The sequence below is a fragment of the Mycobacterium sp. 852014-52450_SCH5900713 genome, from assembly GCF_001667075.1.
Taxonomy (GTDB): domain Bacteria; phylum Actinomycetota; class Actinomycetes; order Mycobacteriales; family Mycobacteriaceae; genus Mycobacterium.
Genome location: NZ_LZIL01000078.1, coordinates 103,964 through 119,353 on the forward strand (window position 1 = coordinate 103,964; position 15,390 = coordinate 119,353).

The 15,390-nt window shown below is 67.8% G+C and carries 11 protein-coding genes; 5 read left to right on the forward strand and 6 right to left on the reverse strand.

Annotation, left to right across the window (positions count from 1 at the left end; all coding sequences use genetic code 11):
• Positions 1–85: 85 nt before the first annotated feature.
• The gene (locus A5773_RS23595) at positions 86–4,003 is read left to right on the forward strand and encodes a bifunctional diguanylate cyclase/phosphodiesterase (protein ID WP_082948366.1); all 3,918 of its coding nucleotides are present in this window, start codon (positions 86–88) and stop codon (positions 4,001–4,003) included.
• Here the strand turns inward: A5773_RS23595 and A5773_RS23600 are convergent.
• Genes A5773_RS23600 through A5773_RS23610 form a run of 3 tightly spaced genes read right to left on the reverse strand, consistent with a single transcriptional unit; the run spans position 4,000 to position 7,033 of the window.
• Positions 4,000–5,031, reverse strand: a complete 1,032-nt coding sequence (locus A5773_RS23600) for an LLM class flavin-dependent oxidoreductase (RefSeq protein WP_066952966.1) — start codon at positions 5,029–5,031, stop codon at positions 4,000–4,002. The genes A5773_RS23595 and A5773_RS23600 overlap by 4 nt on opposite strands.
• Positions 5,032–5,090: 59 nt before the next feature.
• On the reverse strand, positions 5,091–6,209 hold the full coding sequence (locus tag A5773_RS23605; protein WP_067792868.1) for an FAD-binding protein: 1,119 nt from the start codon (positions 6,207–6,209) through the stop codon (positions 5,091–5,093).
• The gene (locus tag A5773_RS23610) at positions 6,206–7,033 is read right to left on the reverse strand and encodes a uracil-DNA glycosylase (RefSeq protein WP_067792871.1); all 828 of its coding nucleotides are present in this window, start codon (positions 7,031–7,033) and stop codon (positions 6,206–6,208) included. Before A5773_RS23610 ends, A5773_RS23605 begins: the two co-directional genes overlap by 4 nt.
• An 85-nt stretch (positions 7,034–7,118) precedes the next feature.
• Between A5773_RS23610 and A5773_RS23615 the strand changes: the two genes are divergently transcribed.
• Positions 7,119–8,360 carry an MFS transporter gene (locus A5773_RS23615; RefSeq protein ID WP_067792874.1) on the forward strand — a complete coding sequence of 414 codons (1,242 nt, stop codon included), beginning with the start codon at positions 7,119–7,121 and terminating at the stop codon, positions 8,358–8,360.
• 4 nt (positions 8,361–8,364) lie between these two features.
• Here the strand turns inward: A5773_RS23615 and A5773_RS26370 are convergent, their stop codons facing one another.
• Positions 8,365–8,961 (reverse strand): SHOCT domain-containing protein, encoded by a 597-nt coding sequence (locus A5773_RS26370; RefSeq protein ID WP_067792877.1) that lies wholly within the window; start codon positions 8,959–8,961, stop codon positions 8,365–8,367.
• Between the two features lie 65 nt (positions 8,962–9,026).
• On the opposite strand from A5773_RS26370, the gene A5773_RS23625 reads away from it, so the two are divergent.
• From A5773_RS23625 to A5773_RS23635, 3 genes are all read left to right on the forward strand, one after another.
• Positions 9,027–10,394: an FAD-binding oxidoreductase gene (locus tag A5773_RS23625; RefSeq protein WP_067792880.1), complete on the forward strand. Its 1,368-nt coding sequence runs from the start codon at positions 9,027–9,029 to the stop codon at positions 10,392–10,394.
• A 118-nt stretch (positions 10,395–10,512) separates the two neighbouring features.
• Entirely contained in the window at positions 10,513–11,754 is a 1,242-nt protein-coding gene (locus A5773_RS23630; RefSeq protein WP_197507906.1) for a cytochrome P450, read from the forward strand.
• A complete protein-coding gene (locus tag A5773_RS23635; RefSeq protein ID WP_066952953.1) occupies positions 11,754–12,332 on the forward strand; it encodes a TetR/AcrR family transcriptional regulator in 579 nt (192 codons plus the stop codon). The genes A5773_RS23630 and A5773_RS23635 overlap by 1 nt, the downstream gene beginning before the upstream one ends.
• A gap of 40 nt (positions 12,333–12,372) precedes the next feature.
• On the opposite strand, the gene A5773_RS23640 is transcribed toward A5773_RS23635, so the two are convergent.
• The gene (locus A5773_RS23640) at positions 12,373–13,512 is read right to left on the reverse strand and encodes an acyltransferase (RefSeq protein ID WP_067261977.1); all 1,140 of its coding nucleotides are present in this window, start codon (positions 13,510–13,512) and stop codon (positions 12,373–12,375) included.
• On the reverse strand, positions 13,509–15,209 hold the full coding sequence (locus tag A5773_RS23645; RefSeq protein WP_066952949.1) for a DEAD/DEAH box helicase: 1,701 nt from the start codon (positions 15,207–15,209) through the stop codon (positions 13,509–13,511). The genes A5773_RS23640 and A5773_RS23645 overlap by 4 nt, the downstream gene beginning before the upstream one ends.
• Positions 15,210–15,390: the final 181 nt, after the last annotated feature.

Here is a 15,390-nt window from a genome sequence, read left to right on the forward strand (position 1 = left end):
ACCTGACGCGGAGGTTTATTCTCCACTAGCGCGCGGTGAATTACTCGATGGCTCACCAAACGGCGCGGGATCGGCTGGAGCGGGTATGAGTCCGTGGGCGGGAAACCCTTGGCGGCGATTCAGGCTGCCCCCGCGGCTCGGTTGGCTCTTCGTCGGTGCATACGGTTTGGCGGCCGCCCTGGTGGTGGCTTCCTCGATCGGCGGCTGGGAGGGCGCCTACGCAACCCGACCGGTCGACGAAATCGCCCTGGCGGTGTGCCTGCTGTTCGGGGCGGGGTGTGCCGGCTACGCGGCCCGGTCGGCGGCCGGTCGGCAAAGGGCCGGGTGGCTGGCAATGGTGACGGCCCAGCTGGGCTGGGCGGCGGGCGAGGTCATCTGGGCCGTGTACGACGTGCGTCCGGGACTGGCCCACGCCACCCATCCCGCCGCCGCGGAGATCGTGCTGTTGCTATGGCCGTTCGGCGCGTACGCATCGCTGGTGCTGTTGTCGCGCTTCTCGCGGCAAAGCCCGCGGCGACTGGTGCTGGACGGCCTCATCGTGGCGACGTCGCTGTTCGTGGTGTCGTGGGTCTTCGTCCTCGAGAAACAACTGCGCGAGGACAGCGGTTCGCAGGCGACGACGATCGCCGAAGTCTTCAACGACGTCCTCCTGCTGACGACCTCGATCCTGATGCTGTCCCGGGTTCGTCGCGGCGACCCGCCGAGCCGCAACCTGCTGGCCGGGGGCGTGACGACGATCAGCATTGCCGACATCACGATGGTGTTCAAGAGCGGGATCGGCAGCTACCAGGTCAGCGATCTCGTGGACCTCGGCAGAGTGGGCGGACTCGCCATGATCGCGCTCGCCGCGCTGTCGAGCGTCTACGAGGTGCCGGTGCCGGGGGCGCGTGACGACGAAATACGGTCGCGCACCCGGCTGTGGCTGCCGTACCTGCCGCTGCTGGTGGCCGCCGCAGTCGGGCTGACCCGCGCGGTCAGGTTGATGGCGCACGGACCTCTGCTGATCGCGCTGGGGATCCTGGTGGCCGCGGTGCTCGTCCGGCAGTTCGTCATGCTGATGGAGAACCAGAGGTTGTTGTCCGAGGTGGCGCGGGAAGCGTTCCGTGACAGCCTGACGGGGCTGGCCAATCGGGCCTACTTCCTCGATCGGCTCGAGCAGGCCGTCGCCCGGCGAAGCTGCGAAATTTCGCCCATTGCGGTGTTGTGCCTCGACCTCGACAATTTCAAATCGGTCAACGACGCCCTCGGCCACCCTGCCGGTGACGAATTGCTGATCCGGGTCGCCGGGCGGCTCACCGCCGCCTTGGACGACAGGTGCGTCACCGCTCGCCTCGGTGGTGATGAGTTCGCAGTGCTCATCGAGGGGTCCATCGAAGAATCACAAGGAGCGGCGCGGCGGGTTCTCGAGGCGTTCAACGCCCCGATTCTGGTCGATGGCGTTCCGATACCGGTCCGACCGAGTGTCGGTTACACGGTCGCCACCGCCTCGTCGGAGTGCAGCGTCGAGCAGCTCCTCAGGCATGCAGACCTGGCCATGTACACCGCTAAACGCGAAGGCGGCCAATGCATTCGGAGCTTCGTGCCGGATCTGTCCCTCTCGTTCTCGACCGCGCAGCCGGCGGGGCCCATCCCGGCGGCAGTAAAGGTCGCCAAGCCGGGCGCCGCACCGATGTTCAGGCGCGCCGCTGACGTAGGGACGTCACGGCCGGTGCAACCGCAGGAAGGTATCGACGGCGTCCGGTGGCCCCCGACAGCCATCCGGATTGCATTGGCCCTCTTGATCATTGGCGTGGTCGCGTTCACTGCGACCAGCGCCCTCTACCCGAACGCCAGCCACAGCGTCTTCTTCGCCAAATCCCTGTACTCGGCGTTGAACCTGCTGGCGGCCGGGCTGATTGCCGTGCGCGCGTGCCGCCTCAAGGCCGACCGCATTGCGTGGTCTTTGATCGCGGCGGGCATGACGTTGTCGGCGCTAGGTGACGTCGCCTATGCCTTATGGGTCCCGAACGCCCAGTCGCCCTCGGTTGCCGATCCCGAATACCTGGCTTTCTATCCGCTCGTCTATGCCGGGATTCTGCTGCTGATGCGATCGCGCCTCAAGCGGGTGCCGATGCCCATCCGCCTCGATTCCCTGGTGTGCGCGTTGGCCGTCGCCGCACTGGCCGCGGCGCTGCGGGCCGGGCCCATGCATGGCGCCGCCGCACGGACACCCGCCACCGTGCTGGTGGGTCTGGTCTACCCGTGGGGCGATCTGGTCCTGCTGGCGCTGGCCGTCGGCATGCTGCCAATCCTCGGTTGGCGCAGCGAATTTCGCTGGGGTTTTCTGGTGGTCGGGCTGGTTGGCTTCGCGGTCGCCGACACGGCCTACCTCTTTCAAACCTCGGCGGGCTCATACCGGGTCGGCACCACGCTGGACGCGCTCTGGCCGGCTTCGTCGCTGCTGGTGGCGATGGCCAGCTGGGCGCGTGGGTCGTCGGCGGCGCCGGCGGCACGGCGTGGACTCGCCTCCTACGCGGTTCCGGTGACCTGCACCGTCGTAGCACTGGGCGTCACCATCCTGGGGCACGATTCGCGGCTCGCGTCGACGCTCGCCGCGCTGAGCCTCGTTGCGGTCGCCGCCCGATTCTCGGTGACCTTCCGGGATATCAGCATGCTGGCCGAAAGCCACCAGCAGGCCATGACGGACGAATTGACCACCCTGCCCAATCGGCGATCACTCGCGACGGCGCTGACCGAGCTGTCGGCTTCCGCGTCACCCGTCGGGACGTCGTCGCGTCGTTCGCTGCTCTTGCTGAATCTGCATAAGCTGCGCGAGATCAACGACTCCGTCGGTCGCCACTTCGGTGATGAGCTGGTGTGGCACATCGCAAACCGACTGGCGCACAGCGTTCGTCGCGATGACCTGCTTGCGCGCGTGAGCGACGAAGAATTCGCCATCCTGCTCGGTGAGGGATCGGATCTGGTCGCCGCACGCGCCCAGGCGGGGCGGTTGCTCGAAGGCGTCAGCATCCCATTCGAACTCGACGCCATCAGCGTGCAGATCGATGCTTGCATCGCCATCGCGCTCTACCCCGATCACTGCGACCATCCGCAGGAGCTGTTGAATCGCGCCGAGGCGGCGATCCCGCACGCCAAGTCCGCCCTCAGCAGGATCGCGGTGTACGAGTCCGCCTTTGAGATTGACCGTGATCACGACCCCAACCTCGTCGGGGAGTTGCGGGCCGCGCTGATCGATGGCGACCAGTTGACGGTGCACTACCAGCCCAAGGTGAACGCGAGTGACGGAAACGTCCACAGCGTCGAGGCGTTGCTGCGCTGGCGACATCCCACCCGCGGGTTGCTGCTGCCAGAGGAATTCCTTCCGGCCGCGGAGCGGGCCGGCTTGATGCGCACGATCGCCAATCGCACCATCAACCTCACGCTCGAGCAAGTTCGGTCCTGGCGCGACCAGGGCATTCCGCTGACAGTCGCGGTGAACCTGTCGACGACGAACCTGCTCGACCTCGACCTCGCCGTCACCATCGAGCGGCTGCTGCGGGTCCACGGCCTACCCCCCGAAGCGCTGATCGTCGAGATCACCGAGAGCGCCCTCGTCGATTCGGAGCGCTCCCGCAACACCGTCGCCGCCCTGCAGCTTCTCGGCGTTCGGATCTCGCTGGACGACTACGGCACCGGATGGTCGTCTCTGGCGCGCCTGCAGGATGTCTCGGTCGACGAACTCAAACTCGACCGAAGGTTCGTAGCGCGGCTGGCCCAGGACCCGCGGTCGGTTGCCATTGTGCAGTCCACCGTGGACTTGGCCCAGAACCTGGGCGCCGACCTGGTCGCCGAGGGGGTCGAAGACGAGGTCACCCTGAGCGCGCTGCGGCGCTACGGCTGCACCATCACCCAAGGGTTCGTGCACAGCGCGCCGTTGCCGCCGGACGAACTGCAACGCTGGATCACAACCCGGAGCGCGATCGCGGGCATCGAATCCGAACGATCGGCTATGACGGACGGTTAAAACAACTCCTTGGCCAGCAATTCCAGCGTCAGCACCCGTGCCGGAGCGGTGGCCGGGTCGATGCCGCGGCGAGCCGAGGCGACCGGGTGCACCATCACCTCGTCGACGTCGAACCGCTGCGCAAGCGCTCGCAACTGGTCGGCGGCCTCGGCCGGTGTACCGAGGACCGCTCGTTGCAGCCCGCTCTCCACGATGCGCTCCTGCTGCGGCGTCAGCTCGGCGTCTTGGGCTTCCTCAACCAGGGGCACCGGGCCCAGGGGCTGTCCGGTGCGCAGCTTCGCCATGATCTGTAGGTTGGGCAGCATCAATGCCGTTGCCTCGTCGCGTGTTTCGGCCACCGCGGCGTTCACGGTCAGGAACGTCAGCGGTTCGGGGGTTAGGGGGCTGGGCCTGAATCGGGAGCGATAGAGCTCGAGCGCCTCTTCGGTTCCGCTGCCCGAGAAGTGATGCGCGAAGACGTACGGCAGCCCCTTGGCGGCGGCCAGATGCGCCGAGTACATCGACGAGCCCAGTAGCCACAAGCGTGGCTCACCGGCCGCCGCCGGAGTCGCCTTGAGGCGATAGTCCCCCGAGCGCAGCGGTACCACCACGCCGCGCGCGCTCATCAGCGCCGCCACGTCGTCGAGGTACTCCGGAAAGTTTTCGATGTCACGGTCGTCCCGGCCGCCGCGCAGCGCGTAGGAGGTCACCGGGTCGGACCCGGGCGCCCGACCGATGCCCAGGTCGATGCGGCCCGGGGCGGCGGCCTCCAGCAGCGCGAACTGCTCGGCCACCGCCAGCGGCGCGTGATTGGGCAGCATCACACCGCCGGACCCCAGCCGCACCTGCGTGGTCTGCGCGGCCAGATAGGCGATCAGGACCGGCGGGCTGGTGGCGCCGACCGACGGCATGTTGTGGTGCTCGGCGACCCAGTAGCGCGTGAAACCCAGGCGATCCGCGGCCTGTGCCAGCTGCACGGTCGCGGCGAGCGCATCGCTGGTCGTCTGGTCGGTGCGCACCGGGACGAGATCAAGGACGGAAAGACGCACGTTCGCGTCAACGTCTGATGGCGTGCGAACGTTCCCTTGCGTCAACGGTCCTTCGTATCTCAGTAGTCCTTCAGCGTGATCGAACTGACGATGCGGTCGAAGACCTCCTGCGGGATCGGCGCCCCGCCCGGAATGTTGTCAACGACAAGCCATTGGTTGCGGCTGACGTAGTCGTTGAACTCCTTGTGGTAGTTGGCGAAGCCGAGTTCGTAGTCATCACCCGCGGTGGCGAGCTCGCCGGCCAAGATGTAGGCGCCCAGGAGAGCGACGCTGGTTCCCTGGCCCGACAACGGCGAACAGCAATATCCGGCATCGCCGACCAGCGCCACCCGGCCCTTCGACCAGCGATCCATCTTGATCTGGGACATCTCGTCGAAGTAGAAATCCGGTGCGCCGCGCAGGTATTCCAGCAGTTGGGGACGCACCCACCCGTCGTCGGCCATCCGCCGCTCCAGCTCGGCGAACTGCGCCTCGGTATCGCGGTAGTCGATGCGCAGATCGGTGTCCATGAAACCCAGCATGGCCCGGGCCTCGCTGTTGTTGCGGGCGCTGTACACCCCGGCCATCGTGGAGTCCCCGTAATGCCACGTCTGCCAATAGTCCAAGTCGAGAAAATTGGGCACGGTGAAGATCGCCGCGTAAGTGCCCAGCCGCTCGATGAATTGGTCCTCGGGGCCGAACACCAATCGGCGCACGTTCGAGTGCAGTCCGTCTGCCCCGACGACCAGGTCGAAGCTGCGCGCAGGGGCACGTTCGAACGTCACATTGACGGCCGTGCCGTCGTCCTCCAAGCCGATGATGGTGTCATCGAAGATGTATTCGGCCGTCCATTGGCTTGCGCCGTACAACAATTCGACGAGGTCGTCACGCAAGAGCTCGATATCGGGGCTGTCGATGGGCCCGCCGGTGGGCGTCGACTCCGTGTCGCGGGAGAGCTCGTTGCCGTCGCGGTCGACGACGGAAGCGCCCCGAATTTGCGTCTTCCGTTTTTGGGCGGCGGCCAGCAGCCCCATGCGTTCCAGCACTCCCAGCGCCGGCCCGCGCACGTCGATCGCCTGACCGCCCGGCCGCGGCCCGGGGTGGCGCTCCACCACGGTGACCGAATAACCGTGCCGTCCAAGCCAATAAGCCGCCGTTGCACCGGCCACGCTCGCGCCGGAAATCAGAACGTCAGTCACTTGATCCCTGCCAGCCTTTTCGCGTCTCGGAAAACGTCGTCGAGCATTGCTGGTGTCAACCTACCGGTAAACATGTTTTGCTGGCTCGGGTGGTAGCAGCCGAGTAACCGCACACCAGGGGCGAATTGCGCCACCACCCCGTGGCCGAACCGCGGTTTGCGCATGGCGGACGCTCCCGGCAGGCGCAGCGCGATTTGCCAGGCGAAGCCGCCCAACGCCACGATCGTGCGCACATGCTCGGATACCAGCCGCCATTCGGCCTCCAGCCAGGACCAGCAGGTGTCGCGCTCCGCCGGCGTCGGGGCGTTGGCCGGGGGCGCGCACCGCACCGGTGCCGCGATGCGAACCCCGTTGGCCCGCAACCCATCCGCGGCATCCACGCTGGTGGGTTGGTTAACGAGCCCGGCCCGGTGCAGCGCCGCGTAAAGCTGATCGCCGGACCGGTCGCCGGTGAACATGCGTCCGGTCCGGTTGGCCCCGTGCGCGGCGGGGGCCAACCCGACGATCAACAGCCGCGGCCGCTCCGACCCCCAGCCCGGCACGGGCCGGCCCCAATACGGCTGGTCGGCGAACGCGCGGCGCTTGATGACGGCCACGTCTTCGCGCCATTCGACCAGCCGCGGGCAGGCCCGGCAGACGCTGATCAGGGCGTCGAGTTCGGGGATCGACGCGGCGTGCGGCGCGAGCGCGGCGACCTGTGCGGCGTCGGCGGCCACGGTGGTCTGCGGGGTCGCCGGATCACCCGGCCATCCGGTGCCGGGGACCACTGGGGAATCGAACGCCTGGCCGGTACGGGGGTGGAGGAGCACATGAACATCCTGCAGTCAGCCGGTAGGCGGCGGCCGAACGCCCCGAAATATTCGGTGGTCTCGCCGCAAATCAACGGCTAAATTCTGCCCGGGATATTTCATGAGCCATACGAGCCGCGGCCCGGCGCTTCTCATCTTGTCCGCCACGCTGATGGCGACGGCCGGTACCGGCATCTCGGTGATCGCGTTTCCGTGGCTGGCGTTGCAGCATCATGACCGCGCGCGCGACGCGTCGATCGTGGCCGCGGCCATGACGCTGCCACTGGTGCTGTCCACCCTGGTCGCCGGCACCGCGGTCGACTTCTTCGGGCGCCGCCGGATCTCGCTCGTTTCCGACTCGCTCTCCGGCGCGGCGGTGAGCGCCGTCCCGCTGATCACCTGGGTGTTCGGCGTCGACGCGATCAACGTCGCCGAGCTGGCCGGATTGGCCTTCTGCGCGGCGGCCTTCGACCCCGCGGGGACCACGGCGCGCCAGTCGATGCTGCCCGAGGCCGCCGCCCGCGCGGGCTGGTCGCTGGACCGCACCAACAGCCTCTACGAGGCGATCCTCAACCTCGGTTTCATGGTGGGCCCCGGCATCGGCGGCCTGATGATCGCCACGGTCGGCGGCGTCAACACCATGTGGGTCACGGCGGGTTGTTTCGGGTTGTCGTTGTTGGCGATTGGTGCGCTGCGGCTCGAAGGCACCGGCAAGCCCCACCACGCGACCCGCCGCGGCGGTTTGGTGTCCGGCATCGTCGAGGGCCTGCGGTTCGTCTGGACTCTGCGGGTGCTCCGGACGCTCGGCCTGATCGACCTGGCCGTCACCGCGTTGTACCTGCCGATGGAAAGCGTGCTCTTCCCAAAGTATTTCGCCGAGCGGGACCAGCCCGCGGAGTTGGGTTGGGCGCTGATGGCCCTCGCGGTCGGTGGCGTGGCGGGCGCGCTGGGCTATGCGGCGCTCTCGAAATACACCCGGCGGCGTACGGCCGTTCTGACGGCGACCCTGACCTTTGGCGCGGCGACGGTGGGCATCGCGTTCCTGCCGCCGCTGCCGGTGATCTTGGTGCTCTGCGCGGTGACCGGCCTGGTCTACGGGCCGATCCAGCCCATCTACAACTACGTCATGCAGACCCGCGCGCCGCATCATCTGCGCGGCAGGGTGGTCGGGGTGATGGCGGGGCTGACCTACGCCGCCGGGCCGTTGGGCCTGCTGGTGGCCGGTCCGCTCGCCGACGCCGCCGGGTTGAACGTCACCTTCCTGGCGCTCGCGGTGCCGATTCTGCTGATCGGCTTGTTGGCCATCCGGCTGCCGTCGCTGCGGGAGTTGGACTTGGAGGCAAGTCGGCAGTCGCCGCTGTGATCCGTCAGTCGCCGAGGATCTTGCGCTTTTGCTGCTCGAATTCCTCATCGGTGAGCAATCCCCGGTCTTTCAGCGCGGCCAGCCGCTCGAGCCGCTCGATCGGGTCCGCACCCTGTTGGGTCTGCGCCGCCTGCATGGCGCCGAGCGCCTGCTGCTGCATCTCGGAGCCGCGCCGCATCATTTCATCCCGGAACGCGGTCGGATCGGCAATGGCTTGGCGAATGACGTCGGCCATCGGCATACCCATGACCTGAGCGCCCGCCAGGTCGGGACGGGCCGAGGTCACGGCGTCGACCGCCACATCGGCCGTGGCGGCCGGCTGGCGGTCCATTTGGATGCGGCTGTGGTCCTTCGGGTCGTAGAGCACCGGCAGTCTCATGCCCGGACGCGGTGGGCTCAACTGAGGTAGCAGCGCGGTGAGGCTGGCCTCGAACGGCGGTTCGGCGTCCGGCGTGACCCGCAGCAGCAGTTTCCAACGAACTTCGGTGTTGCCAACCAGGTTCGGGTTGCCGATCGTGACGGAAATCGCCGACTGCTCGGCGGCGAGGACCTCCGCAAACGCACGGATGCCGACTTTGCTGAGATCTCGCCGTCCGAACATCTCTGACCCGCCTTTCGCCAGAATCGCTCAACTGTACAGCGCCCCCCGGCCCGTAGGATCGGTCCGTGACCGCTGATGTCCTGGCCGAGCTCATCGCCGGCCTGCCCGACGGCATGGTCGTCACCGACCCGACCGTGACCGAGGGCTACCGCCAGGACCGCGCCTTCGACCCGTCGGCCGGCAAACCGTTGGCCGTGGTCCGGCCGCGGCGCACCGAAGAAGTGCAAACCGTGTTGCGCTGGGCGTGTGCTCATTCGGTCCCGGTGGTGACCCGGGGCGCCGGCAGCGGCCTGTCCGGTGGGGCCACGGCACTGGACAACGGGATCGTCCTGTCGACGGAGAAGATGCGCGACATCACCGTCGACCCGGTCACCCGCACCGCGGTGTGCCAGCCGGGTCTGTTCAACGCCGAGGTCAAGAAGGCCGCCGCCGAGCACGGCCTGTGGTATCCCCCCGATCCGTCGTCGTTCGAGATCTGCAGCATCGGCGGCAACATCGCCACCAACGCCGGCGGCCTGTGCTGCGTCAAGTACGGCGTCACCACCGACTATGTGCTGGGGATGCAGGTGGTGCTGGCCGACGGCACGGCGGTCCGGCTCGGCGGCCCAAGGCTCAAGGACGTCGCGGGGCTGTCGCTGACGAAGCTTTTCGTCGGCAGCGAAGGCACCCTCGGCGTCGTCACCGAGGTAACGCTGCGCCTGGTGCCCAAGCAGAACGCGTCCAGCATCGTGGTGGCCTCTTTCGCGACGGTCGAGGCGGCCGTCGAAGCGGTGCTCGGGGTCACCGCGCGGTTGCGCCCGTCGATGCTGGAGTTCATGGATTCGGTGGCCATCAACGCCGTCGAGGACACCTTGCGCATGGACCTGGACCGGGGGGCGGCCGCGATGCTGGTGGCCGGGTCCGACGAAAGGGGGCGCGCGGGCTCAGAAGACGCTTCGGTGATGGCCGCGGTGTTCGCGGAATGTGGTGCGGCGGAGGTATTTTCGACCGACGACCCCGACGAGGGCGAGGCGTTCGTCGCTGCCCGCAGGTTCTGCATCCCCGCGGTGGAGGCGAAGGGATCGCTACTGCTCGAGGATGTCGGGGTCCCGCTCCCGGCGCTGGGCCAGCTGGTCACCGGCATCGCGGACATCGCGGCCGAGCGTGACCTGACGATCTCGGTGATCGCCCACGCCGGCGACGGCAACACCCACCCGTTGATCGTGTACGACCCCGGGGATGCCGCGATGACCGAGCGGGCCCATCTCGCGTTCGGCGAGATCATGGATTTGGCCGTCGGCCTCGGCGGGACGATCACCGGCGAGCACGGCGTCGGCCGGTTGAAGCGGCCGTGGCTGGCCGGCTACCTCGGGCCCGAGGTGATGGACCTCAACCGGCGGATCAAGCAGGCCCTGGACCCGCGGGGCATCCTCAACCCGGGCGCGGGGATCTAGGGCTTTGTATCTACTCGAGTGTGCGGCTGGCCGCACACTCGGTGCTCAGCGTGCGGCTAGGCGCACACTCGCCGGCGACCGCGTTGACATCCTGGCCTGAGTGTCGTACGAATGAGACATGTCCACGGTTATGTCTCACGATGCACCGGTCACGTTCGAGCTGGCGACCGCCGACACCTGGCGGGATCCGTGGCCGATGTACCGCGCGCTCCGCGACCAGGATCCGGTGCACCACGTCGTGCCGGCCAAGCGGCCCGACCACGACTACTACGTGCTGTCCCGGCACGCCGACGTGTGGGCCGCCGCCCGCGACCATGAGACGTTTTCCTCCGCGCAGGGATTGACTGTCAATTACGGCGACCTGGAAATGATTGGGCTGCAGGACAACCCACCGTTCGTCATGCAGGATCCGCCGGTGCACACCGAGTTTCGGAAACTCGTATCGCGCGGCTTCACGCCACGACAGGTGGAGGCGGTGGAGCCCAAGGTGCGCGAGTTCGTCGTCGAGCGCATCGAGCGGCTGCGCGCGAACGGCGGCGGCGACATCGTCACCGAGTTGTTCAAACCCCTGCCGTCGATGGTGGTCGCGCACTACCTCGGTGTCCCCGAGGAAGATCGGGCGCAATTCGATGGATGGACCGACGTGATCGTCGCGGCCAACACCGTTGAGGGCGGCGTCGCCGGTGCGCTGGAAACGGTCGGTGATGCCGTCGGGTCGATGATGGCCTACTTCACCGCCTTGATCGAGCGCCGTCGGACCGAGCCCGAAGACGACACCATCTCGCACCTGGTGGCCGCCGGCGTGGGCGCCGACGGTGATATCGCCGGCACGCTGTCGGTGCTGGCGTTCACGTTCACCATGGTCACCGGCGGCAACGACACCACCACTGGAATGCTCGGCGGCTCAATGCCTTTGCTGCATCAACGCCCCGACCAGCGCCGGCTGCTTGCCGACGATCTCGGGCTGATCCCCGACGCGGTCGAGGAGCTGCTCAGGCTGACCTCGCCGGTGCAGGGATTGGCCCGCACGACCACCCGCGACGCGACGATCGGCGACACCACCATCCCCGCCGGTCGCAAAGTTTTCCTGCTGTACGGGTCGGCCAACCGCGACGAGCGCCAATATGGTCCGGACGCCGGCGAACTCGACGTGACGCGACGCCCGCGCAACATCATGACCTTCAGCCACGGTGCGCACCACTGCCTTGGCGCGGCGGCGGCGCGCATGCAATCCCGGGTCGCCCTGACCGAACTGCTCACCCGCTGCCCGGATTTCGAGGTCGACGAGTCCGCGGTCGTCTGGTCGGGGGGAAGCTACGTGCGGCGCCCGCTGTCGGTACCGATGCGGGTGAAGCGCTGATGCCGAACGACTGGCTGGGCACGCACCGCACCGAAGCGGCCGCGGACCGGATCCTCGACGCGGCCGAGCAGCTCTATACCGAGCGCGACCAGGCGTCGATCGGCATGAACGACATCGCCAGGGCCGCCGGCTGTTCCCGCGCCACGCTGTACCGGTACTTCGAGAACCGCGAGGCGCTGCGAACCGCCTACGTACACCGCGAAACCCGTCGACTCAGCCGCGCGATCAAGGAGCGGATCGGCGGCATCGACGATCCCCGGGAACGGCTCGTCGCGAGCATCACCGCCACGCTGCGGATGGTTCGCGGCAGCCGCGCGTTGGCGTCGTGGTTCGCCATCACCCGGCCGCCGATCGGCGCCGAGGTGGCCGGGCAGTCCGAGGTGATCACCGCCCTGGCGGCCGCGTTCGTCGGCTCACTCGGGCCCGAAGATCCCGCCGTGGTGGAACGCCGGGCACGTTGGGTGGTGCGAGTGATCACTTCACTGCTGCAGTTCCCGGGCCGAGACGACGCCGACGAGCGGGCGATGATCGAAGAGTTCGTCGTGCCGATCGTGACACCGGTTCCCGCCCGGAGTTAGGCGCCCGTTTCACCAGACCGGGCCCCAACGACCCGGGCGCTCAGGTTCGCACGCGCGTGAAGCGGTGCAGCAGCCAGGCCAAGGGGATGGTCAGCGCCATCGTCGCGACGAACAGGCCCGGCATCGAACCGGTGTACACGTGGGCGCGGACGATGTACACCATGGCGAATTCCATGGTGATCAGGTGGATGAGGAAGATTTCGTAGGAGATCTCCCCCAGCCACACCATCGGCCGCGTCGCCAGCATCCGCCAGTACCAGCCCTGGTCCCCCAGGGCCAGCGGCGCCACCGCGAGCGCGGCGATCACGGCATAGAAACAAGTCTTGAACAGGGCCTCGCTCAGCGTCGCCGGCGACGTGGTGGGCGCGCCGGCGATGGGAGTCGAGACGATGAAGTAGCAGATCGTGGCGAGCGGTATGGCCACGAACGCGTACCCGCGCACGCCCATCGCCTGCAGCACGGCCAGCAGCATCCCGGCGAGGAACCAGGCCAGATAGGTGGGCAGCCAGAGCCGCGCGCCGTCGGGGAACCAGTGATCGGTGTGCACGAGGATCAGCCACGCCGGGCTGATCAGCGTCAGCGCGGCCAGCGCGCCCAGCAGCAGCCTCGGCTGCCACCGCCGCCGGCAGACGAGCACCAACAGCAGGTATGCCAGCAACGGAAGCAGCACGTAGAAGGAAGCCTCCACCGCGAGGCTCCACATCTGGGTCAGGCCCTGATGCAGGTACTTCCCCAGGTAGCCGTTGCAGTAGATCTGCGTCAGCGTCAGGTTGCGCGCCAGGCCGAGCCATGTGTGCCCGGGGTTGGGTCCCGCCTCGCGGAAGTGGTACAGCACGTAAGCGAACAGCACGGTGATGACGTAGGCCGGCATGATGCGCCGAACCCGATGCCACGCATAGCGACTCAGCGACGGTGGCGGCCCGCCGGTGGCCGCTGATTTCAACCACGGCCGGAACAGCAGGAAGCCGGAGAGCACGAAAAAGATCGGCACGCCGATCTCCATCCGGGAGCCGACCAGGCCCCAATAACCGTGGGTGTACTTGCCGGTGGTGTAGGCCGCGTGGGTGCCGACGACGAGAAGTGCGGCGACGGCACGGATTCCGGTCAGGGAGGCGACCCGGTCGACGTGGGCGGTCTGCTCGAGTCCGCCCTGGGCGTCTTGTTCTTCGGACAGGGTCATCCGGTGTGTTTCCTGCGCGGCTTTCCGCCATCCCGGCTGCGTGGCTTGGTCGCCGAACGGTCCGGCTGAAGGTTGATCAGCACTCCCGAAATGCGGGTGTGCTCGAGCTTTTTCAGGGTCGACGTCGGCAGCTTGGCCGGCAACTCCACCAGCGAGAAGTCCGGGCCGATCGCGATGTGGCCGAAATCGCTGCGATGCAGGCCGCCCTCGTTGGCGATGGCACCGACGATGGAGCCGGGGCCGATCTTGTGCCGCTTGCCCACCGCGATGCGGTAAGTGGTGAAGGGTCTGGTCTGTCTTGGCTTTTCGGGACGCTCCCGATGTTCGGTGTGCCGCTCGCGCCGCTCGCGCGGCGGCTCGGGCGACATGAGGAATTCTTCGCCATCGCGGGACTGCAGCGCCAGGGCCGCGGCTATGTCGGCCAGCGGGACATCATGCTCGCGTTCGTAGTCCTCGACCAGCTTGCGGAACAGCTCGATTCCCGGACGGCCCAGCGCGTTGGTGATGGAATCGGCGAACTTCGCCACCCGCTGGGCATTGACGTCCTCGACGGTGGGCAGCTCGGCCTCGGTGAGCGTTTGCCGAGTCGCCTTCTCGATCGCCTTGAGCAGGTGGCGCTCCCGCGGGGAGACGAACAGCAGCGCGGTCCCCGAGCGGCCGGCCCGGCCGGTGCGTCCGATGCGGTGCACGTAGGACTCGGTGTCGTGCGGGATGTCGTAGTTGAGGACGTGCGATATCCGCTCCACATCCAGCCCGCGTGCGGCCACGTCGGTGGCGACCAGGATGTCGATGCCACCGTCCTTCAGCGCGGCGACGGTCCGCTCCCGCTGGCCCTGAGGAATGTCCCCGTTGATGGCGGCCGCGGAAAAGCCTCGGGCCCTTAGTTTTTCCGCGACTTCTTCGGTAGCCTGCTTGGTGCGCACGAAGACGATCATCGCCTCGAACGGCTCGACTTCCAGCACCCGGGTCAGCGCGTCCATCTTTCGCGGACCGGCGACCTGGATGTAGCGCTGTGAAATGTTCTCCGCGGTAGCGGTTTTCGCCTTGGTGGAGACCTCGAGCGGATCGTGCAGGTACTTGGTGGTGAGCTTGCGGATCGCCGCCGGCATGGTCGCCGAGAAGAGGGCGACCTGTTTGTACTCGGGGGTGTCGGCCAAGATGCGTTCGACGTCCTCGGCGAAGCCCATGGTGAGCATCTCGTCGGCCTCGTCAAGCACCAGGTAGTCGACGTGCGACAGGTCCAGCGTCCCGCGTTCGAGATGGTCGATGACCCGGCCGGGGGTGCCGACCACCACCTGGGCGCCGCGCCGCAGCCCGGCCAGCTGAACCGTGTAGGAGGAACCGCCGTAGATCGGCAGCACGTTGATCTTCGGCAGGTGGGCCCCGTAACGGCTGAACGCCTCGGCCACCTGCAGCGCCAGCTCCCGGGTGGGGGCCAGCACCAGCGCCTGAGTCGCCCTGCTGGCGGCGTCGATCTTGGACAGGATCGGGATCGCGAACGCCGCGGTCTTGCCGGTGCCGGTCTGCGCGAGCCCGACGACGTCCGAGCCCTCCATCAGCGCCGGAATCGTCGCGGCTTGGATGCCCGTGGGTGACTCGTAGCCGACGTCGGCGATCGCCCGCAGGACCGAGGGATGGATCTGCAGGTCGGCAAACGTCGGAGAGGCAGCCTCAGGCGAGGTGTCCGGGAGGGTCATCGTCCAAGGAGTCTAGTGGTGATCGCGAGCTCAGCGGGAGCTGAGCGCTGCGGGTCACCACCATCGGGCCCCGTGGTGATCGCGAGCTCAGCGGGAGCTGAGCGCTGCGGGTCACCACCATCGGGCCCCGATCGCGAGGCCCCGTGATCATGAGCACAGCCGCGCCGGGCCCGGCCATGCC